General features: G+C 72.1%; 16 protein-coding genes. 7 read left to right on the top strand and 9 right to left on the bottom strand.

What is annotated here, in order from left to right; genetic code table 11:
- Positions 1–67: 67 nt before the first annotated feature.
- A complete protein-coding gene (locus J421_RS00565) occupies positions 68–922 on the bottom strand; it encodes a PEP-CTERM sorting domain-containing protein (RefSeq protein ID WP_104022088.1) in 855 nt (284 codons plus the stop codon).
- 152 nt (positions 923–1074) lie between these two features.
- Here J421_RS00565 and J421_RS00560 point away from each other — a divergent pair, with 152 nt between their 5' ends.
- Together J421_RS00560 and J421_RS00555 are read left to right on the top strand one after the other, a co-directional pair.
- Positions 1075–1329 (top strand): hypothetical protein, encoded by a 255-nt coding sequence (locus tag J421_RS00560; RefSeq protein ID WP_025409207.1) that lies wholly within the window; start codon positions 1075–1077, stop codon positions 1327–1329.
- On the top strand, positions 1322–2356 hold the full coding sequence (locus J421_RS00555) for a prohibitin family protein (protein WP_025409206.1): 1035 nt from the start codon (positions 1322–1324) through the stop codon (positions 2354–2356). Before J421_RS00560 ends, J421_RS00555 begins: the two co-directional genes overlap by 8 nt.
- 42 nt (positions 2357–2398) lie before the next feature.
- Here the strand turns inward: J421_RS00555 and J421_RS00550 are convergent, their stop codons facing one another.
- The 4 genes from J421_RS00550 to J421_RS00535 form a co-directional block, all read right to left on the bottom strand.
- Positions 2399–3586 (bottom strand): sensor histidine kinase, encoded by a 1188-nt coding sequence (locus J421_RS00550; RefSeq protein ID WP_025409205.1) that lies wholly within the window; start codon positions 3584–3586, stop codon positions 2399–2401.
- 218 nt (positions 3587–3804) lie between these two features.
- Positions 3805–4563 carry an AcvB/VirJ family lysyl-phosphatidylglycerol hydrolase gene (locus tag J421_RS00545; RefSeq protein WP_025409204.1) on the bottom strand — a complete coding sequence of 253 codons (759 nt, stop codon included), beginning with the start codon at positions 4561–4563 and terminating at the stop codon, positions 3805–3807.
- A 19-nt stretch (positions 4564–4582) separates the two neighbouring features.
- Positions 4583–7441, bottom strand: coding sequence for a bifunctional lysylphosphatidylglycerol flippase/synthetase MprF (mprF, locus tag J421_RS00540; protein WP_025409203.1), 2859 nt, complete (start codon positions 7439–7441; stop codon positions 4583–4585).
- Positions 7438–10986: a trifunctional glycoside hydrolase family 18/polysaccharide deacetylase/glycosyltransferase family 2 protein gene (locus tag J421_RS00535; protein WP_025409202.1), complete on the bottom strand. Its 3549-nt coding sequence runs from the start codon at positions 10984–10986 to the stop codon at positions 7438–7440. Before J421_RS00535 ends, mprF begins: the two co-directional genes overlap by 4 nt.
- Before the next feature lie 105 nt (positions 10987–11091).
- Between J421_RS00535 and J421_RS00530 the strand changes: the two genes are divergently transcribed.
- The 3 genes from J421_RS00530 to J421_RS00520 all read left to right on the top strand — a co-directional run bounded on the left by J421_RS00530 (position 11092) and on the right by J421_RS00520 (position 13488).
- A complete protein-coding gene (locus J421_RS00530; RefSeq protein WP_025409201.1) occupies positions 11092–11451 on the top strand; it encodes a DMT family protein in 360 nt (119 codons plus the stop codon).
- Positions 11452–11818: 367 nt separating this feature from the next.
- A complete protein-coding gene (locus tag J421_RS34460; RefSeq protein WP_025409200.1) occupies positions 11819–12310 on the top strand; it encodes a hypothetical protein in 492 nt (163 codons plus the stop codon).
- A gap of 59 nt (positions 12311–12369) precedes the next feature.
- Complete coding sequence (locus tag J421_RS00520; RefSeq protein WP_148306077.1) at positions 12370–13488, top strand: acyltransferase family protein; 1119 nt, start codon at positions 12370–12372, stop codon at positions 13486–13488.
- A gap of 61 nt (positions 13489–13549) precedes the next feature.
- Here J421_RS00520 and J421_RS00515 read toward each other — a convergent pair whose 3' ends face one another.
- The 3 genes from J421_RS00515 to J421_RS00505 all read right to left on the bottom strand — a co-directional run bounded on the left by J421_RS00515 (position 13550) and on the right by J421_RS00505 (position 17322).
- Positions 13550–14638, bottom strand: a complete 1089-nt coding sequence (locus tag J421_RS00515; protein ID WP_025409198.1) for a glycosyltransferase family 4 protein — start codon at positions 14636–14638, stop codon at positions 13550–13552.
- Positions 14639–14663: 25 nt separating this feature from the next.
- Positions 14664–15830, bottom strand: coding sequence for a hypothetical protein (locus J421_RS00510; protein WP_025409197.1), 1167 nt, complete (start codon positions 15828–15830; stop codon positions 14664–14666).
- A gap of 232 nt (positions 15831–16062) precedes the next feature.
- A complete protein-coding gene (locus tag J421_RS00505; RefSeq protein ID WP_025409196.1) occupies positions 16063–17322 on the bottom strand; it encodes a VanZ family protein in 1260 nt (419 codons plus the stop codon).
- 97 nt (positions 17323–17419) lie between these two features.
- Here J421_RS00505 and J421_RS00500 point away from each other — a divergent pair, with 97 nt between their 5' ends.
- Together J421_RS00500 and J421_RS00495 are read left to right on the top strand one after the other, a co-directional pair.
- The gene (locus J421_RS00500; RefSeq protein ID WP_201773069.1) at positions 17420–17674 is read left to right on the top strand and encodes a hypothetical protein; all 255 of its coding nucleotides are present in this window, start codon (positions 17420–17422) and stop codon (positions 17672–17674) included.
- A 145-nt stretch (positions 17675–17819) separates the two neighbouring features.
- The gene (locus J421_RS00495) at positions 17820–19586 is read left to right on the top strand and encodes an acyl-CoA dehydrogenase C-terminal domain-containing protein (protein ID WP_025409194.1); all 1767 of its coding nucleotides are present in this window, start codon (positions 17820–17822) and stop codon (positions 19584–19586) included.
- 46 nt (positions 19587–19632) lie between these two features.
- On the opposite strand, the gene J421_RS00490 is transcribed toward J421_RS00495, so the two are convergent.
- Positions 19633–19854, bottom strand: a complete 222-nt coding sequence (locus tag J421_RS00490; protein WP_148306076.1) for a hypothetical protein — start codon at positions 19852–19854, stop codon at positions 19633–19635.
- Positions 19855–19951: the final 97 nt, after the last annotated feature.

Below are 19951 nucleotides of genomic sequence, written 5' to 3'. Positions count from 1 at the left end.
CCGGGTGAGCGTGCCCTAACGTCCGCTCTCCCGGCCCCCGGCACAAGTCCTCGTCCGTCCTCGCCGATCACACCATCCGCCGTCTCCTGCGATGCGTGCCGCCGACGAGCGCGAGGAAGCCGCCGCCGACGAGCGCGAGCGTCGCCGGCTCCGGGACCACCGACCTCGCGTCGACCGGCTCGCCGTAGAGGAAGTCGTCCATCACCACGAGGTCGACGGGGTTCCCGTTCTGGTCGAGCACCCCCGCGCCGAGGGCTGCGTTGCCGTTCGTGATGCGCACGCGGCTCACGATCGGCGTCGCCCACGACACGCCGAGGAACGAGAACGATTGGCTCCCCACGAGGCTCGGCGCGTAGAACGTCCCGAGCGACACGCTCCCCGGCCCGAAGAACTGGATCGAGGTCGTGTTCGCGAGATCGACGTCGGAGAAGATCGCGCCGAAGCCGCGCACGAGCGCCGCCGTGCTCGTCCCCGCGACGAAGAAGTTCACGTCGACCACGTTGCTGCCGAGCGCGGTGAACAGCCGCTGCGGGCTGAACGCCTGGAACGTGCTCGAGTACGACGGGTCGATGTTGTCGAACGCGATCGGCGCTACGCCGGCGTTCGCGCTGAGCTGGAAGCCGGTACCGGCGGTGGCGAACACCGCGCCGCGCGGCGAGTTCGCGTTGAAGAAGTTCGCCGGCAGGTTGTTCGGGGCGGAGAACGCGTCGGGGACGGCGTCCCAGTTGATCTCGCGTCGGATCCCGCCGAACGAGCCGTTGGCCCCGGCGACGGTGCCGCCGCCGAGGTCCGCGCGGAAGGCGTCGCGGATGGCGGTGACGTCGGCGAGCGTGCCGGCGCCCGAGCGAACGACCTGGGCGTGCGCGGCCAGCGGCGCGAGGCCGACGGCGCAGAGCGACAGCATAGCGATGGAACGGTGCATGGGTGGATCTCCGGGAGGGAGGTGCGCACCAGGATCTCTGGTCCCGGCCGGCCGCACCACCCGGGAAAAGGTTGGGGCACCCGAACCCTGGATGCGTTCGGGCGGGCGAGGGTCGCAACCTTCCGGGCCCCGCACTCGTATGTTCCGGTACGATGGCCGGCATACTCATCGAGGGCGTCCTCTTCATCGCACTGGTTGCGGTGGCGGCCGCCCTCGTCGCATATGGGGTGTGGACGCTGACTCCACTCGGTCGGTGGGCGCGGCAACGCGCGAACCGCCAGCGTCTGGAGCGGCTCGCCGCCCTAACCTGTCCCATCCACGGCTATCACCCCGAGCGCGACATGGTGCGCCTGCCGAATGGCAGCGTGACCTGTCCCGAGTGCTACGCGGAGGCTTTCCGTGAGTGACCGTACCGACGACCGATCGACCGACCCCCTGCAGGCGCTGAACGACATGCGCGCGAGCCTCGGCGCGAAGCTCTCCCCGGAGAGCGACGCGCGCCGGCGGCGCGGGGCGGCATTCGACCCGATGGGAGGTGGGGGTGGGCGCTCGCGCGAGGAGAAGCTCGGCGCGGTGAAGCGCGGGCTCATGATCGTCGCCGCGCTGTTCGCGGTGCTCGTCCTCGCCCCGACCGCGTTCACCTACATCAACCCCGGCCACGTCGGCATCGTGATCCACCGCGCCGGCGGCGGTGTCGACCGCACGCCGTTAGGCCCGGGCATCCATATGCGCAACCCGCTCTTCACGCAGATCGAGGAGTACCCGACGTACATGCAGACGCTCGTCCTCACGAAGTCGACCGGCGAGGGCTCGACGAACAACGACGAGATCAACGTCAACTCGGTGGAGGGGCAGCCGCTGTCGCTCGACGTGTCGATGTCGTTCGAGCTCGACCCGTCGAAGGTGCCGCAGCTCTACCAGACGTTCCGCACGGACATCGCGGCGATCCAGCACAACTACGTCAAGCAGTCGATCCGCCAGTCGCTGCAGGAGGTGGTGGGTCAGGAGCCGATCGCCGACGTCATCGGGCCGAAAAAGGCGGAAGTCGTGAATCGCACCCAGCAGGGCATCGCGAAACGGCTCGAGCCCTACGGCATTCAGGTGAAGCAGTTCACGATCAACGAGCTCCGTGCGCCGCCGGCCGTGATCGAGGCGATCAACACGAAGAACGTGATGCAGCAGCAGGCGCTCACTGCGCAGAACGAGCTGCAGAAGAACACGTTCCAGGCGCAGGGCGACAGCATCAAGGCGGCCGGCCGCGCGAAGGCGATCACCGCGGAGGCCGAGGCGCAGGCGAAGGCGAACCAGCTCCTGTCCGCGAGCATCACGCCGACGCTCGTGCAGTACGAGATGATGAAGAAGTGGAACGGCCAGCTCCCGCAGGTGTCGGGCGGCGGCATCCCGATGATCCAGCTCCCCGGCGCGAAGCCGTGAGGCGAGCGCAGGAGGGCAGGAGGGCAGGAGGGCCGGAGCGGCCTAGTCGATCTCCTGCCCTCCTGCCCTCCTGCCCTCCTGCCCTCGCCGTTCCGGCAGCGCGAACGCGAACTCCGTCCCCACCTCCGGGAACGTCGCCCAGGCGCGGCCGCCTAACGCGCGCACGGTCTCCAGCACGATGCTGAGCCCGAGCCCCGTGCCCTCGACGTACTGCGCGCTGTGCTCGTGGGCGCGGAAGAAGCGGCCGAAGAGCCCCGCGCGCTGATCCGGCGGCACGCCGAGGCCGTTGTCGCGCACGTGGACCACGACCTCCTGCCGGCCGTCCGCGTCGACGGCGAGCTCGCCGCTCACCTCCACCCAGCGCGACGGCTTCGCGGGGTCGGAGTACTTCACGCCGTTCGCGATGAAGTTCGTGAGGCACAGCTCCACCGCGGCGGCGTTCACGTCCACGTCGGGGAGCGGCGCGAGGCGCACCTCCACGCCGTGCGCGCGCGCGAGGTCGCGCAGCTGCCGCGCCGCCTCCGCCGCCACCCTCGGCAGCCGCACGTGCCGCTGCTGCCGCACGTCCGAGGTGTCGACGCGCGAGAGCTCCAGCAGGTGCTCGAGCGTCGTGCGCATCGAGCCGACGTTGCGCGCGACGACGCCCGACATCGTCTTGCGCTCCTCGTCGCCCAGCTCCACCGACTCGAGCAGCTCGGCCGCGCCGGCCGCCGCGCCGATGCGGTTGCGCAGCTCGTGGGCGAGCGTGCGATGGAAGGAGCGCAGCCGCGCGTCGCGCTCGGAGAGCTTCTCGGTCACGCGACGCAGGTACTCCGTCGTCGTCGCCTGCTGCACGAGCGCGATCGCGTGATACACGCGGTGCGCGCAGCCGAACAGCTCCGCGCGCGAGCACCCGAGCGGGATCTCGTCCACGGTGCCGGCGAGGTACGTGAACAGGATCCCGCCGAGGATCTCGTACTCCTTCAGCACCTGGTAGGCGTCGAAGCCCTGGGCGTGGCGTAGCGCACCGAGCTCCATGGCCTTCGCGACGACCGCCGAGTCGGCGGTGATGGTGTTCGACCGGTCCTCGAGGTGGTCGGCGATGCCGTCGATGAGGATCGGGACGTGGTCGAGCAGCTCCTCGGTGGGGAAGACGTGGTTCGCGTCGATCGCCACGCGTTGCGCGATCCGGTCGAGCCAGCGGTGCGTCAGCTCGGTACTCGCGCCGCGCAGCCGGCGGGCGAGTGCCACTCCCAGCGGGCACGGTGCGCCGTCGTCCGCGGCGCGCGGTGGGCCGGGCACGCGCCCGGCGGCGGTAACGGGTGGCTCGGACATGGAAGCAGCGAGGGTACACCGCCTCCTAGTGCAACAGGGTTGCCAGCGCGCGCGCGCCTCGTTACCGCCGGTCCGGCGCGCGTGACTTCCGTCACCCGGTCGAGTCCGGTGCCGCGGGCGGCGTCACTGCCGCGTCAGCGCCGGCCGAGCCCCCGCAGCACGAGCGCGGCGAGCGCCGCGTAGTCCTTGTCGAAGTGATGCGCGCCGCCGCGCTCCACCCGCTCGATCAGCGACGCGTCCGCGAGGCGGCACGCGGAATCCTTCTCGTCGCTCCCGTACACGCACAGCATCGGCGTGCCGCGCAGCCGCGCCAGCTCCGGCGCGACGGCGAGGTCCGACGGCCGGTGCGTGTCGCGCACGATGTCCGACCAGTGGAACTCGAAGCTCGCCCACTGCTCCATGCCGAACATGCCGAGCAGCGCGACGCGTGCGCGCAGGTCGGCCGGCAGCCGGTTCGCCACGAACGGCACGAAGTCGGCGCCGCGCGAGTAGCCGAGCAGCACCACGCGGTCGCGCCCCCACAGCGGCAGGTAGTGCCGCAGCACGCGCTCCACGTCGCGCGCGAGCACGTCGGGGGAGCGCGGCTTCGCCTGCAGGTAGGTGCGCGACTTGAGCCCGACGACCGCCGCCCCCGCCGCCGAGAGCCCCTCGGCGATGCCCTTGTCGATGTCCGCCCAGTCGCCGTCGCCGGTCATGAGCACGACGAGCGTGCTGTCCGCCGCCGTGCGCGCGCGACCGGCCGCCGCGGTCGGCGGCAGCAGCTCGACGAGCGGGAGGTCGCGCACGTCGTAGTGCACCAGCGCCGGCGGCGGTGCCGCGCGCACCGGCGATGGAGCCTGCGCGGCGAGCAGCGACGGGACGAGCGCGAGAGCGAGCGGCAGCCGCAGCGACATGAGACGGATCGTTAGGCGCTCACCGCGCGATCACGCCGCGCAGGCCGCCCGAGATGAGGGTCGTGACGTTCGCGAGCACGCGCGGCAGCACGAGGCCGCCCGGCGACGCGAGGTACTTCGGCTCCCAGATGGGATCGAACTTCTCCTTGTACCGTCGAAGCCCCTGGAAGTTGTAGAAGTGCTCACCGTGCCGGTACAGCAGCGCGCCGGCGCGGCTCCACAGCGGCGCGAGGCTGCGGCTCTCGAAGCCGGAGAGCGGCGCCATGCCGAGGTTGAACTCCGCGTACCCCTGGGACTTGCCCCACAGCAGGAGCTGGACGAACAGGTACTCCATCACGCTCTCCGGCGCGTCCGACGCGTAGCGCATGAGATCCACCGACAGCTCGCTCCGGTCGGCGCCGCGCCACAGGTTCGCGAACGCCACCGGGTGCTCGCCGTCGCCGTCGCGGCGCAGCACGAGCGCGATCGGGAACTGCTGCAGGTAGCGCTCGTCGAAGTAGCCGAGCGAGAAGCCCTTCTCGCGCACGCTCTTCGTCGCCAGCCACTCGTCGGAGATGCGGCGCAGCTCGGGGAGCAGCGCGGGCACCGCGGACGCGTCGCGCACCTCGAAGCGCACGCCCTGCTTCTCGACCGCGTTCACGATGCGCCGCATGCCCTTGCGCGCCCCCCCGTCGAGCGAGAAGCGATCGAGCGGGACCCGCGCCTCCTCGCCGAGCTTGAGCAGCGTCAGCCCGAGGTCGATGTAGAGCGGCAGGTGGTCCACGCTCACCTGATAGAACACCGTCCATCCACCGTGCTCGTCGGCCGCCTCCTTGAATCGCCACGCGACCTCGGTGTGCTCCTCGGGCGGGCCCACCGGGTCGCCTAACGCCACCCAGCTCCGGCCGGCGACGCCGTACGCGACGAACGTGCGGCCGCTGTCGCTGAACAGCAGTGACTTGTCACCGAGCAGCGCGAGGTTCCCCTCCGTCGCCACCGCGCGCTCGAGGACGCACCGCGCGCGCGCGAGGTCCGCGTCGGTCGGCGGCTCGGGGTCGGCCGGCGCGTGGCGCAGCAGCCGCAGGAGCGCGAACACGAGCAGCGCGCCGAGCACGCCCACCGAGGCGCGCAGGAACCGCGGGGCGTCGCCGCGCGCGGTGAAGCGCCACCACAGGTCGCTCGAGTACTCCACGTGGTGGTACGAGAAGTAGCCGAGCCACGTCGTCACGCCGACGACCAGCAGCACGGCGAGCGTCCAGCCGGGGGTGAACGGCTCGTTCGTGAGCGCGGCGCGGCGGTAGAACGCGGGGCGCGCCGGGATGAGCAGCGACAGCACGCCGGTGAGCAGCAGCCCCTCCTCCCAGTCGAGCCCCTTCAGCAGCGAGCCGATGATGCCGACGACGAGTGCGACGATCGCGAGCCCCCACGCCGCATCGAGCCGGCGGCCCAGCGCCCACGCGAGCACGACGAGCGCCGCGCCCGCGAGGCTCGCCGCGAAGTGCGACAGCTCGATGACGCCTAACGGCAGCGCCGAGTGCAGCGCCGCGACGCGCGCGTGCACCGACGGCGTCGCGCCCGAGACGAGCAGCACCGTGCCGGCGGCGAACGTCGCGAAGCTGAGCGCGAGCGGCACGATGCGCGGCGCCACGCGCCCCACCACGCGCGCGCCCTGCACGACGCCGCCCGCGACCCGCGCCTGCACGTGCCGCGTCTCGTGCAGCGCGAGCGCGCCGAGCGCGGCGACGAACGGGAGCAGGTAGTACACCGCGCGGTACGCGACGAGCGCGCCGAGCACCGCCGCGGCGTTCGGCGCGTACGGCCGCAGCAGCCGCACGATGACCCACTCGAACACGCCGATCCCGCCCGGCACGTGGCTCACCACGCCGGCGAACTGCGCGAGCAGGAACGCGCCGAGGAACGTCAGGAACGGCACCGCCGCCGCCTGATGCGGCAGCAGCGCGTACAGCACGCTCCCGGCGACCGTCCAGTCGGCGGCCGCCAACACGAGCTGGGCCACCGCCAGCGTGGGCGATGGCACGGGGAACCGCCAACCTCCGACCGAAACGGCGGAAACCGAGACTGCCGAAGCCGAGACTGCGGGTGTGGCTACGGCGGCAGGTGCCGAGGGCGCGGATGCCGCGCCCGCCGCCTCACCCGCTGCCGTCGCCGCGTCCGCCGTCGCCGCGTCCGCCGTATCCGCTGCCGCCGCGTCGGCAGCCGCCGTCTCGAGGGCCAGCTCGGGTGTGAGGCCTGCGCCGGCGGTGGGCGACGCGACGAGCGCCGGGACCGACGGCGGCGTCGAGCGGCGGTCGATGGTGCCCCGGGCGCGGCGGCGCGCCGCCGACCGGACGCTCCACCCCACGTACGCGGCGACGAGCAGCAGCGCCACGGCGCCCAACGGTCGCACCGCGGCCGACAGGTGCACGAGCGCCATCTTGCTCGACGGCTCCAGCACGAGCACCAGCCCGCCCATGAGCACCATGCCGAGCGTGAACGTCGCGCCGGCGAAGCTGACCGCCTGCCCGATCTCCCCCGTCGACAGCCCCCACGCGGACCAGAAGCGCACGCGCACCGCGCCGCCCGTCAGCACCGGGAACCCGAGCGTGTGCGACACGGCGTACGACACGAACGACCCGAACGCGACGCGCCACGCGGCGATGCGGTGGCGCACGTAGCGGAGCGCCAGCGCGTCGTAGCCGACGAGGATCGCGTACGACAGCGCGGTGAGCGCGAGCGCCGTCGCGACCTGCGTCGTCGGGATCGCGTGCAGGCCCCGCGTGACGTCGCGGTAGCGGAACGCGTGCAGCTCGCGCTGCAGCGCGACGAGCGCCGCGGCGAAGATCACCACCGACAGCGCCGGCCCCGCCCACCGCCGGCGCGCGCCGGCGGGCTCGCTCATGCCGGCACCTCCACCGTGGCCTTTCGCTCCAGCTTCCCCCAACCCACGACGTGCCCGCGCAGCGCCGCCGCGAACGAGCGCAGCACCACCCAGTACATCACCTGTCGATACGCGAAGCGCTGGATCACGATGAGCCACGTCAGCCGCCGGTCCTCGCGCGGCTCCATGAGGAACGCCACCACGGCGGTGAACCAGTCCACGAACAGGAACAGCGCGTAGTACGCCAGCACCTTCTCGAGGTTCACGAGCGCGTACGTCGCGCCGTGCTGGATCTGGTCGAGCTTCACCGACACCAGCGCGTACACGAACATGAGATCCGTGATCGGGCCGAGCGCCGAGAGCAGCAGCTGGAACAGCCACACGTTCGGCATCGCGACGAAGCCCAGCGTGCCGTACTTCGGCCCGAACAGCGCGTCGCGGTGCTTCCACATGCACTGCAGCGTGCCGAACGACCAGCGGAAGCGCTGGCGCGCGAGGCCGCGCAGCGTGTCCGGCGCCTCCGTGTACGCGATCGCCTCGTCGGCGTACGCGATCGAGTGGCCGCGCCGGCGGATCTCCAGCGTGAGATCCTGGTCCTCGGCCAGCGTGTCGTCGCTGAAGCCGCCCGCCTCGATCACGAGCTCGCGCCGCCACGCGCCGACCGCGCCCGGCACGACCGTGATGCAGTCGAGGAGCGAGAACGCGCGGCGGTCGAGGTTCTGGCTCGTCACGTACTCCACCGCCTGCCACTGCGTCACGAGGTTCACGCGGTTGCCCACCTTCGCGTTGCCCGCCACCGCGCCGACCCTGGGATCGGCGAGCGGCGCGACGAGCTCCGCGACCGTGTGCGGCGTGAACACCGTGTCCGCGTCGAGGCCGATGACGACGTCACCCTGCGCCTGCGCGATGCCGAAGTTCAGCGCGCTCGCCTTGCCGCCGTTCGGCTTCCGGAACACGCGCACCTGTCCGTGCCCGCCGTACGCCTCGCTCGCGATCGCGTACGTGTCGTCGGGCGAGCCGTCGTCCACCACGACGATCTCCAGCGGTCCGGCGTACTCCTGCCGCAGCAGCGAGGCGATCGTCTTGATGATGACCTTCTCCTCGTTGTACGCCGGCACGATCACGCTCACCGACGGTGCGTACGCGTGTCCCGGCGTCGGGTGGCCCGCGGCCGCCGCGGCGTCGAGGCGCATCCCGCGGCGGTGCGAGCGCACGCGCTGCACGGCGGCGAGCGCCAGCACGAACACCAGCCGACCGACGCCGAGCACCACGGCGACCGTCATCACCCAGTAGAGCGCCCACTCCAGGAAGCCGACCGACCCGAACGCCGCGAGCTCCGCGGCGCGCAGCAGGAAGCTCGATCCCGGGAGCTCCGGCATCGCCTGGTCGCGTGTGCGCCCGATGAGCTGCGACAGCGGCACGAGCGTGTCGCCGCGCGCGCGCAGCGAGTCGATGAGCGGGCCTAACGCTTCCACCGTGCGGGCCCGGTTGCCGCCGCCGTCGTGCAGCAGGATCACGTTCCCCGTATGCGTCGGGTCGTCGTGCTGCTCGAGCGTCGTGTCGATGATCGCGCGCGCCGTCATGCGCGGCTGATCCCAGTCGTGCGAGTCGATCTCCAGGCCGGCCGTCACGAAGCCGAGCCGCGTCGCGATCGCGACGGGGACCTGCTCGTCGGCCGTCGACGGTGTCGCGTCGCCGAACAGCGGCGGGCGGAAGAACGCGGTGCGCCGGTTGAGCACCGCCTCGAGCAGGCGCTCCGTCGCGTCGAGCTGCAGCCGCGTGATGAAGCCGGGGACGAGCGAGAGGTTCGGGTGCGTGAAGGTGTGGTTCCCGATCTCGTGCCCCTCGTTGTAGATGCGTCGCGTGAGCGCGATGTGCGCCTGCACGTTCTGTCCGATGAGGAAGAACGTGGCCGGCACGCCGTGCGCGCGGAGCGTGTCGAGGATGACCGGCGTCCACCGTCCGTCGGGCCCGTCGTCGAACGTGAGCGCGATCTTGCGCCCCGCGAGCCCGCCGTGTCCGTCGGAGCGCGCCGTGTCGACGCCGGCGCGCACCACGACGAACGGCGACGGCAGCTCCGTCACGCGCTCCGACGTCACGAGCCCCGTCGTGGGATCGGTGCGCAGCGCGCGGCGCCCGCGGCGCGGCACGTCGGGGATGCGCAGCAGCTCGCCGTCGCCGACGAACTGCGTCTGGTACAGCGTGTCGATGTCGGCGAGCCGCGACGGCGGGCCGTCGAGCCCATGCCGACCGAGCACGTTCCACAGCGACGGGTCCTCGTCGCCGAGGTGCCAGATCCCCACGCCCGCGGCGCCCATCGACTCGGCGGCCTTCGCCTGGTTGTACGCGGTCACGCCGTCGAGGAACCACATCACGTGGTCCGTCGAGTCGGGGTCGGTCCACGTCACGTACGGGTTCAACGCCACCGAGTCCCACGAGATCGCGACGTGCTTGCTGCGCGCGGAGTCGACGGCCGCCTCGAAGTTCACGCCGGAGGCCGCGACGCCCGGCGCGTCGCTCCAGTGGTAGCCGTACGCGCCCATGGCGAAGATCGCCTTGTTCGCCGGGATGTACTGCAGGTAGTCGCGCGCCCACTTCTCGTACCACGCCTGGCTCGCCACCGGCCCCGCCTCGCTCTTCCCGTAGTGCTCGTCGTACAGCATGAGGAAGACGTAGTCGTTCGGCGCGGCGAGCCGTCCCGCGCGCGCCGGGTCGATGTCGGTGGCGAGCGTCTGCGCGACGATCGCGCCTAACGGTTGCAGCGCGGCGCGCAGCTCGGCGGCGAACGCGATCACGGCCGGGTCGAGCGACTCCGGATATTCCTCGAGGTCGATCGTGATGCCGCCGACGCCGTACGGCCGGTACGCGCGCACGAAGTCGCGCAGCTGCGCCACGGCGCGCGCGCGATTCGCCGGCGTGCCGATGAGCCGCGTGAGCCACGACGGCGACGAGAAGCGTCCCGCGCGCGAGTCGTAGTTCGTGAGCATGGCGACGACGTGCGGTCGGCGCTCGGCGGGCACCGTGCCCAGGCTCTGGAAGAGCTGCTGCGCCGCGCCGGGCGGCTGGTCGAGTCGGAACTCGAGCGAGTCGCCGCCGCGCGCCACGAACACCCACTCCGGCACGACCCAGTCGAGCCGCTCCTTGTGAAACTCGAGCGAGACGCGGGAGTTCTCGTCCCAGTTCACGTAGAACCCCGCCACGATCGCATCGCGCCGCTCGGCCGCCGGCGGGATCGGGCGAAACGCGGGCGCGGGGCGCACGGCGATGCGCGCGGGCCGTTGCGCGGGCGGGGCGGGCGTGTGCGACAGCGCGCCGAACAGCTTGCGGCGCGCGTTCAGCAGCGCGCGCGTCTTGCGAGTGATCGCGAACCGTGCCGGCTGGCCCAGCGCGCGCTGCGGCGGCATGAGCGTCTCGCTCAGCGCACCGAGGTTCGGGAGCACCAGTGCAGCGATGATGACCGTGAGCGCGACGATCGACGTGGCGACGGCGGCAGCGCGGACGGCGAGGCGCACGCGGCGCCACCGGAGCCCCGACTCGTCGAGGAAGACCGGAACGCGTTCGGGCATGGAGAAGGGAAACGGCGACGCACTGACCCCGGCTGTCGCTCAGCCTTTCATCTTACTCCGGCCGTACCGCGGAAGTTGCCGCATTAACGTTTCGCAATGTCCTCCATGCCCATCGCGCTGCGCACCGCACTCCTTCTCACGGCGTCGAACCTGTTCATGACGTATGCGTGGTACGGCCACCTGCGCACGCTGGCCGACCGGAAGTGGTACGTCGCGGCGGTCATCAGTTGGGGGATCGCGCTGTTCGAGTACCTGCTCCAGGTCCCGGCGAACCGCATCGGCTTCACGGCGCTGACGCTGCCGCAGCTGAAGATGATGCAGGAGGTCATCACGCTCCTCGTGTTCGTGCCGTTCAGCGTGTACTACATGAAGCAGCCGTTGCGGCTGGACTTCGTGTGGGCGGCGCTGTGCCTGCTGGGGGCGGTGTACTTCGTGTTTCGCGGGCACGGGGTGGGGGCTGGATGAGGCGGGACGACTGACGGCGGGGACGACTGACGGCGGGGACGACTTACTGCGGGACGACGGACGGCGGGACGATCGACGGCGGGACGATCGACGGCGGGACGATCGACGGCGGGACGATCGACGGCGGGACGATCGACCGCGGGACGTCCAACGGCGGGCGCGGGTACCTAGGTCCCAGGGGGCTCCCCCCCTTCGCCCAAGGTGCTATGCGCCGAACGAGTCGCGGCACCAATCCGACGCGCACCGGATCCCGCTCAACGGAGCAAGCTCCCGCCGTCAGGCATCCCGCCGTCAGGCATCCCGCCGTCAGTCGTCCCGCCGTCAGGCATCCCGCAGTAAGTCGTCCCGCCGTTGTAGTTTCCCCTTCATGCCCTCCGTCCCCTTCGATACCCTCCCCGACGACGCCCGCCTCTGGGTGTTTGCCAGCGCCGAGCCCCTCGACGGCGAGCAGTCCGCGCGGCTGCTCCACGAAGTCGATGCCTTTCTCGCGACCTGGGCCGCGCATGGCGACCCGCTGCGCGCCGGCCGCGATTGGCGCGACGACCGGTTCCTCGCCGTCGGCGTCGACCAGTCCACCGCCGGCGCCTCCGGCTGCTCCATCGACGGGCTGTTCCGTCGCCTGCAGGCGCTCGAGCCGGCGCTCGGCACGTCGCTGCTCGGCGGTGCGGGGCGCGTGTACTGGCGTGACGCCGCCGGCCGCGTGCAGGCGGCGCCGCGCCCCGACGCGAGGGCGCACGCGGCGAGGGGCGCGTGGGGTCCCGACTCCCCGGTGTTCGACCTCGGCGTGACGACCGCGGGCGAGTGGCGGCGCCGGTTCGAGCGGCCGGCGCGCGACTCCTGGCACGCCGCGCTCCTCTGAGCGAGCGCGCCGACCGCATCGCCGCGATCGACGTCTTCCGCGGCCTCACGATCGCCGGGATGCTGCTGGTCAACGATCCCGGCGACGCGGACACCGTCTTCGCACCGCTACGCCACAGTGCGTGGCACGGGTGGACGCCGACCGACCTCGTCTTCCCGTTCTTCCTGTTCGTCGTCGGCATCACCACGCACCTGTCGCTCACGCGGCGCGCGTCGCTCGGTGCCGACGACGCGGCGATCCGCCGACAGGTGCTGCGCCGCGCCGCGATCCTGTTCGGGATCGGCGTCGTGCTGAACTGGTTCCCGTTCTACCAGTCCGGCGCGATCACCGGCCATCCCTCGCCCGACGTCGGCGACCGCGTGCTCGAGCGCTTGCGGCAGCTCCGCGTGCTCGGCGTGCTGCAGCGCATCGCGCTCGCGTACCTCGCCGCCGCGCTGCTGACGTGGCGCGCGCCGGCGCGGCGCGTCGTCGCCGTCATCGCCGTGCTGCTCGTCGGCTACTGGGCCGTGCTTGCCCTTGGCAGCGAGACGCTCGACGACCGGTCGCGCACCCTCGCCGCATGGGTGGACCGCGCGACGCTCGACTGGTCGCGCTGGGGACTCGGGAACCACCTGTGGGACGCAGGCGTGACCTACGACCCGGAAGGGCTGCTCTCGACCGTTCCCGCCGTCGCCACCGCGGCGCTCGGGGTGCTCGCCGGCCGGTGGCTCGCGGCGCGCCGCGTGACCGTCGAGCGACTGAGCGCGCTCGGCGCCGCGGGCGCGTTAGGCATGATGGCCGGACTGGTGTGGGGCTGGTGGTTCCCGATCAACAAGGCCCTGTGGACGAGCTCCTACGTGCTGTTCACCGCGGGCACCGCCTGCCTCACGCTCGCGACGGTCTCGTGGCTCGTCGACGTCGCGCGGTGGGATGCGTGGGCGCGGCCGTTCCGCGCGTTCGGCGCGAACGCGATCCTCGCCTACGTCGGCGCGGAGCTCTCGTCGCACGTGCTGCACTCCACCATCAAATGGAAGGTGGACGGCCGCCGGCTCGGCACCGAGGTCCCCGCAACGCGCGCCCTGACATCGTTGGGCCTCGATCCGCGCGTCGCATCGCTCGCCTGGGCCCTGCTGTTCGTCGCCGCCTGGTGGGCCGTGCTCGCTCGGCTCGAGCGGAAGGGGATCCAGTGGCGCGTGTGACGCGCCTAACGCGCCGCGCCTGACGCGCCGCGCCTGACGCGCCGCGCCTGACGCGCCGCGCCTAACGCCACGCGCGGAGCTGCTCGACGAAGCGCTCCGTGACGCGCGGTGCGGCGAACTCGCGCTCCACGAACGCGCGTCCCTCGCGCCCCATCCGCGCGCGCAGCTCGGCGTCCGCGGCCAGCGCGCGGATCGCGACGGTCCACGCCGGCACGTCCGCGGGGGGAAGCAGTCGCCCGGTCACGCCGTCGCGCATCGCCTCGGGGATGCCGCCGAGCGCACTGCCCAACACCGGCACGCCGCACGCCTGCGCCTCGGCGAGCACGCGGCCGAACGTCTCCGGGCCGATCGACGGCAGCGTGCACACGTCCATCGCCGCGAAGTACGGCGCGACGTCGGCGGTCCACGGCTCCCACGCGTGCCGCGCGGCATGCGGCGAGCGCTCCACCACCTCGCGCAGCTCCGTGCGCTCGTCGCCGGGATGGCCGACCCACAGCATGCGCACGCGCGGGTCGGCGTCCATCGCCGCGTGCACCGAGTCGGCGAGTGCCATCACGCCCTTGCCGCGCTCCTGTCGGCCGACGAAGCCCACGACCACGTCGTCGTCGTCGAAGCGGAGCCGCGTGCGCATCTCGGCGCGCGCCACGCGGTCGGGGCGGAAGTGCGCCGTATCCACCGGGTTCGGGAGCACGGCGAGCTTCGCCGCCGGCATGCCGCGCTCGACGAGCCGGCGGCGCAGGTACTCCGTCGGCGCCACGATGCGCCGCACGAGCCGCGGCAGCGCGAACGTCATCGTCGGGTGGAAGCGCTGGTCGAGGTGCGAGAACAGCACGACCGGCACGCGACGCCGTCGCCCCACGACCGCCACCGGCCAGTACTCGCGCTTGAACGCGCCGACGAGCCACTCGGGGCGTACCGCGCGCACGATGCGCGACAGCTCCAGCGCGCCGCGCACGTCGTACCGCGCGACGAGCTGCAGCGGGAACAGTCGCACGCGCGGGTGACGCGCCAGCGCGCGATGGATGAACTCCTCCGGCCACACGGCCGCCGACACGTCGTGTCCGGCGTCGGCGAGCGCCGCGGCGAGCGTGATGAAGTGACTCTCCGTGCCGCCGCCGCCGCGATTCGTGCCGACGAGGAGCAGCTTCATCGCCGCCCTCGTCGTGGGGGATGCCTCAGGGCTCCGCCTCGGAGTGCCCGAAGACCACGCGCGCGCTCGGCGGACGCGATGCCAGCGCCGGGGCGCTGCCGAGCTCCGCGAGCAGCCGCTCGTAGCGGAAGTGCGCGAAGCCGAGCCGCCACTTCGCGTCCGACCCGCGCGCCGAGAGCCACACGCGCAGCTCGTCGGTGGCCGCGTCGTACAGGAAGGAGCTGCGGTAGATGGCGGCGGCGGTCCATGCGCGGTCCTCGTGGCGCAGGATCGGCGCCGCGAACGTGCGCCAGTGGACGCCGTCGGTGCTCCGCGCGAGGAACAGGTCGTCGATGTCGCACCCGGCCGGCCCGACGGGGAACGCCGAGTACAGCGCCCAGTACTCGCCCTTGCTCGGCACGTAGCGGACCTTCATGTGCCAGATCACGTAACCGGGCTGCGCGAGGTCCGTCTCCACCGGCTCCGACCACCGTGCACCGGTGACGCGCGCGCCCGAGTCCTCCACCGCGCGCACGAGCACGCGGCTCGACGACGTCTTGCATCCCGCCTTGCCGGCGTCGACGTACCACATGCGCGTCGGGTTCGCGCCGGCGCGCAGCGAGACCGTGGGCGACACCGCCGAGTGCGTGCGGGCCCAGAACGCCTTCGGCTCCGGGCGCCACGTGACGCCGTCGATCGAGCTCGAGACGAGGATCGTGTTCGTGCGTCGGTCGACGAACCGGTAGAACAGCAGCAGCCGGTTCGACTCGGGGTTGTAGACCAGCTCCGGGTCGGAGTTGTAGTCCTTCGCGTGGCCGCGCCGCCGGATCACCGGGTTCGTGAGTCCCTGCGGCACCTGCAGGTGCACGCCGTCGCCGCTCACGAGGATCGACGGGTTCTCGACGTGGTAGTCCGACTTCGGGTACGGCGTCATCGTCAGCCAGTACCGCCACCCGTTCCACTCCCGCGGGAACTCCACCACGTCAGGGTGGACGCTCTCTCCGGAGTTCTCGTAGGTGGGGGTCGTCAGCTCGACCGGCTCCTCGATGAGCGCGGGGAGGGTGACCGACGCGGACGTTCGACGGCCAGCGCCGATCGTCTCGGGGGAGACGGGGTCGGTCGCGTGGTCGCCGGCGCACGCGGCGACGAGCAGCAGGGCCGCGCAGAGGCGAGCGGCGATCGAGCGGTCAGGCACGAGGTCGGGGGCGGACATTCGCGCTGAGACGGCGGACCGGGCCTTCCTTCGACGGACTCGGCGATTGGGCGCCGGGCCGTGAAGAGCGCCATGGATCGACCGGGGGGGCCGAATCCACGACGATGGCGGGTGGGCGATCGGGGACGACGCGAGCGCTTACCGCCGACTCCGGCTGCAATCGCTACGGCCGCGAATGTAATTCGTCACGTGGAGTCACGACAACGGTGACCCGCGTCACGCAAGGAATTATTTACGCTGCCGCGTGGACTTGCACGGGTTGTCCGCGGACGTCTCGCCCGGCCACGAGCGCGCGGACGTGGGCGCGCTGCAGGTGGTACATCCAGCCGCCGTACGCGGCGGACACGACGTGGGCCGCGATCCACGGGGCCGCCGCAATCGGCGGGAGTGCCATGCGGCGGAGCGCCTCGCTCAGCGCCGCGCCGACGACCGCCACGAGCCCCACGCGCCACGACGTGTAGCGGTACCGTAGCTCCAGACGTCCCCACGCCTCGGCGAGCACGTAGCCGAGGACCGTGAACGCGGCGAGCGACTCCACCGCGTGCAGCAGGTCGAGCTGGCTCATGACCTTGGGGCGCCGCACCGGCTCGGTGAGCGGCATGAGCAGCAGATAGGCGACGAGCCACGGCACCGCGCGGCCGAGCGCAGCGAGCTCGAAGCGCCGGTTGATCGGGATGGCGCCGTCGGGGGCTCGGCCGTGGGCCCACGCGACCACGGCCGCCGTGACGGTGCCCGCCACGAACGTGCGCGGCGCAGTGGCGAGCGCGGGGAGCGCCCCGACGGCGAACCAGCCGGCCGCGGCGAGCGCCGTCTGCGCCGCCGTCATCGTCCGCGCCGGCCCGAAGTGGCGGCGCTGGACGTGGCCGAGGAGCGTGCCCCCGAACAGCGCGAGCGCGACCAGCCCCCAGCCGCGCGGCAGTGGCACGACCGCCCCGCGGACGACCGCGCCCGCCGCGACCGTCATCGCGGCGAGGGAGCAGAGCGGCACGAGCACGTAGACGAGCCCCATCAGCGGGAGCTCGAGCGCGAGCCGGCCGACGAGCGCCGAGTCGGCGCGCAGCCGCCGCGCCGCGCGCGTGAACGCCCACGCCCCGAGCGCCGCGCCGAGCCCGTTCGTGGCGATGTCGATCGGCGACGGGTAGCGCGCCGGCTCGAACACCTGGGTGATCTCGACCGCCGCGCTCGCGGCGAGGCCGAGCAGGGTGGCCGCGCGGATCGTGCGCCAGCGGGCGACGCCGGTCGCCCGGTCGGTGGCCGAGCGGGAGAGTGCGTACAGGAAGCCGGGCGGCACGAACAGCACCACGTTCGCGAACGGATCGAGCCAGTTGTACCGGTCGAACAGCACGATCCGGATCTGCGCCGGCGCGCGGAACACGAACGGCTCCAGCGTGATGATGGCGATCACGCCGAGCACGTAGGCGAGCACCGCGCGCCCGAGCTTGCGTCCGGTGAAGGCGTGCGGCGGCAGGAGGGCGTCGTGGGTGGGCGTCACCCTGCCGAGTGTCGGCCCGTCGCGCGTGCGGCTGGAGTCGCGGCGTAACCTGGCGCCAGGTGGTTCCGTAGGGAGTGCTGCGCGCGGCGGGTGCCGCGTGCACGACAGCTCGACGCACACTCGCCGCGCGGAGGCTCAAGTGGCCGGAAAGGGATCGACCGCCAACGTCATCGCCGCGATCTGCTCCCTGATCGCGCCGGGGCTCGGCCAGCTCACGCAGGGTCGCCTGGGGAAGGCGCTCTGGCACTTCGTCCTGGCCATCGCCTTCTGGGCGCTTTCGTTCGGCACGCTCGGCTGGGTGATGCACCTCTGGTCGGCCTTCGAGGCAGCGACCTGGGATCCGTACAAGTAAGAGAGCAGAGGGCACGAGGGCAGGAGGGGGACCGGGCGACGCGAGCCGGTCCCCCTCTTGCTCTCTTGCCCTCCCGGACCCCCGCAGACAGCTTTCAGCCGAACAGTGTTCGGCTCTCACTGACCGCGCTCAACGGATTCCCTCCATGCCCAGCTACAAGGCTCCGCTCGACGACATTCGCTTCATCCTCACCGAGGTGCTGGACGTCGAACAGCTTTCGCGGCTCCCCGGCTACGAGGAAGCGACACCGGACGTGCTGCTCGCCGTGCTCGAGGAGGGGGGGAAGCTGTGCGAGGAGGTGCTCGCGCCGCTCAACCAGTCGGGCGACGCGGAGGGGTGCCACTACGAGAACGGCGTCGTCCGCACGCCGGCCGGCTTCAAGGAGGCGTACGCGCAGTTCGTGAGCGGCGGCTGGCCCGCCATGACCGCGCCGGCCGAGTGGGGCGGGCAGGGGCTGCCGCACCTCGCGCGCTTCGTGTTCGACGAGCTGCTCTGCTCGGCCAACCTCTCGTTCAGCATGTACCCGGAGCTCGGCCACGGCGCGACGATCGCGCTCGAGCGCTGGGGCGACGAGGAGCTGAAGCGGCGCTTCCTGCCGAAGATCGTCGACGGCACGTGGTGCGGCACGATGTGCCTCACCGAGCCGCACGCGGGCACGGATCTCGGCATCATCCGCACGAAGGCGGTGCCCGCCGGCGACGGCGCGTATCACGTCACGGGAACGAAGATCTTCATCTCCGCGGGCGAGCACGACCTCGCCGAGAACATCGTCCACCTCGTGCTCGCGAAGCTGCCCGACGCGCCGCCGGGGACGAAGGGGATCTCGCTGTTCCTCGTGCCGAAGTTCCTGCCGACGGAGGAGGGAGGCATCGGCACGCCCAACGGCGTACGGTGCGGCTCCATCGAGCACAAGATGGGGATCAAGGCGAACGCCACCTGCGTGATGAACTTCGACAACGCGACCGGGTGGCTCGTCGGCGAGCCGCACAAGGGCATGCGCGCCATGTTCACGATGATGAACGGCGCGCGACTCGGCGTGGGGATGCAGGGGCTGGGGCTCGCGGAGGTCGCGTACCAGAACGCGCTCGCCTACGCGAAGGAGCGGCTGCAGGGCCGCGCGCTCACCGGCACGAAGAACCCGCAGGGCGAGGCCGATCCGATCGTCGTGCACCCCGACGTGCGCCGCATGCTGCTCACGGCGAAGGCGTACATCGAGGGGGAGCGCGCGCTCGCGTACTGGGTGGGGCAGCTCATCGACGTCGAGGACAAGCACCCCGACGAGACCGTTAGGCAGGAAGCGTCGGACCTCGTCGCGCTCATGACGCCGATCATCAAGGCGTTCCTCACCGACACCGGCTTCGAGGTGACGAACCTCGCGCTGCAGTGCCTCGGCGGACACGGGTACATCCGCGAGTTCGGCATCGAGCAGTTCGTGCGCGACGCGCGCATCGCGCAGATCTACGAGGGCACGAACGGCATCCAGGCGATGGACCTCATCGGCCGCAAGGTGCCGGAGGGTGGCGGCCGGCTGCTGCGCCGGTTCCTGCCGATGGTGCAGCGCACGGCGAAGGAAGCGGCGGCCGAGCCGCGCCTCGCGGAGTTCGCCCAGCCGCTGCTCGACGCGCTGCGCAAGCTGCAGGAGTCGACGATGACGGTGATGAACAAGGCGATGCAGAACCCCGACGAAGCGGGCGCCGCGGCGGTGGATTACCTGCGGCTGTTCGGTCTCGTCGCCACGGGGTGGATGTGGCTGCGCATGGCGCAGGTCGCCGTGGCGAAGGAGGGCGACGCGTTCTACGACGCGAAGGTGAAGACGGCGCGGTTCTACTTCACGAAGCTGCTGCCGCAGACGTCGGCGCTCGCGGCGACGATCGCGGCGGGGGCGGCGCCGGTGATGGACGCGATGATCTAGGACGGCAGGACGGCAGGGGCAGGAGGGCAGGAGGGCAGGAGAGGCGTCAGCTCCTGCCCTCCTGCCCTCCCGCTCTCCTGCCCTTTCCGACGCGCGCGAGCGCGGTGGCCACTGCGAGCCCGGCGAGGCCCATGACGGCGTACAGGAGCGCGAACGGGTACGACTTCACGCGCAGCGCGATGCCGGCCACGAAGAGCTGATAGAGCCCGAAGCCGCCCGTGACGAGGACGAGCACCGGGACGAGGACGCGGAGCAGGCGGGGGGACACGACGGAGGCAGTGGACTCGGGATGGCGCGAACGCGGGGCGTGGTGGCAACATAGCGGTGAGTGGACGCGCGCGGCGTGCTCCGTGCGTCACTCCACG

This window comes from Gemmatirosa kalamazoonensis (genome assembly GCF_000522985.1).
GTDB classification, from domain to species: domain Bacteria; phylum Gemmatimonadota; class Gemmatimonadetes; order Gemmatimonadales; family Gemmatimonadaceae; genus Gemmatirosa; species Gemmatirosa kalamazoonensis.
This window is presented reverse-complemented; position numbering and strand designations above follow the sequence as displayed.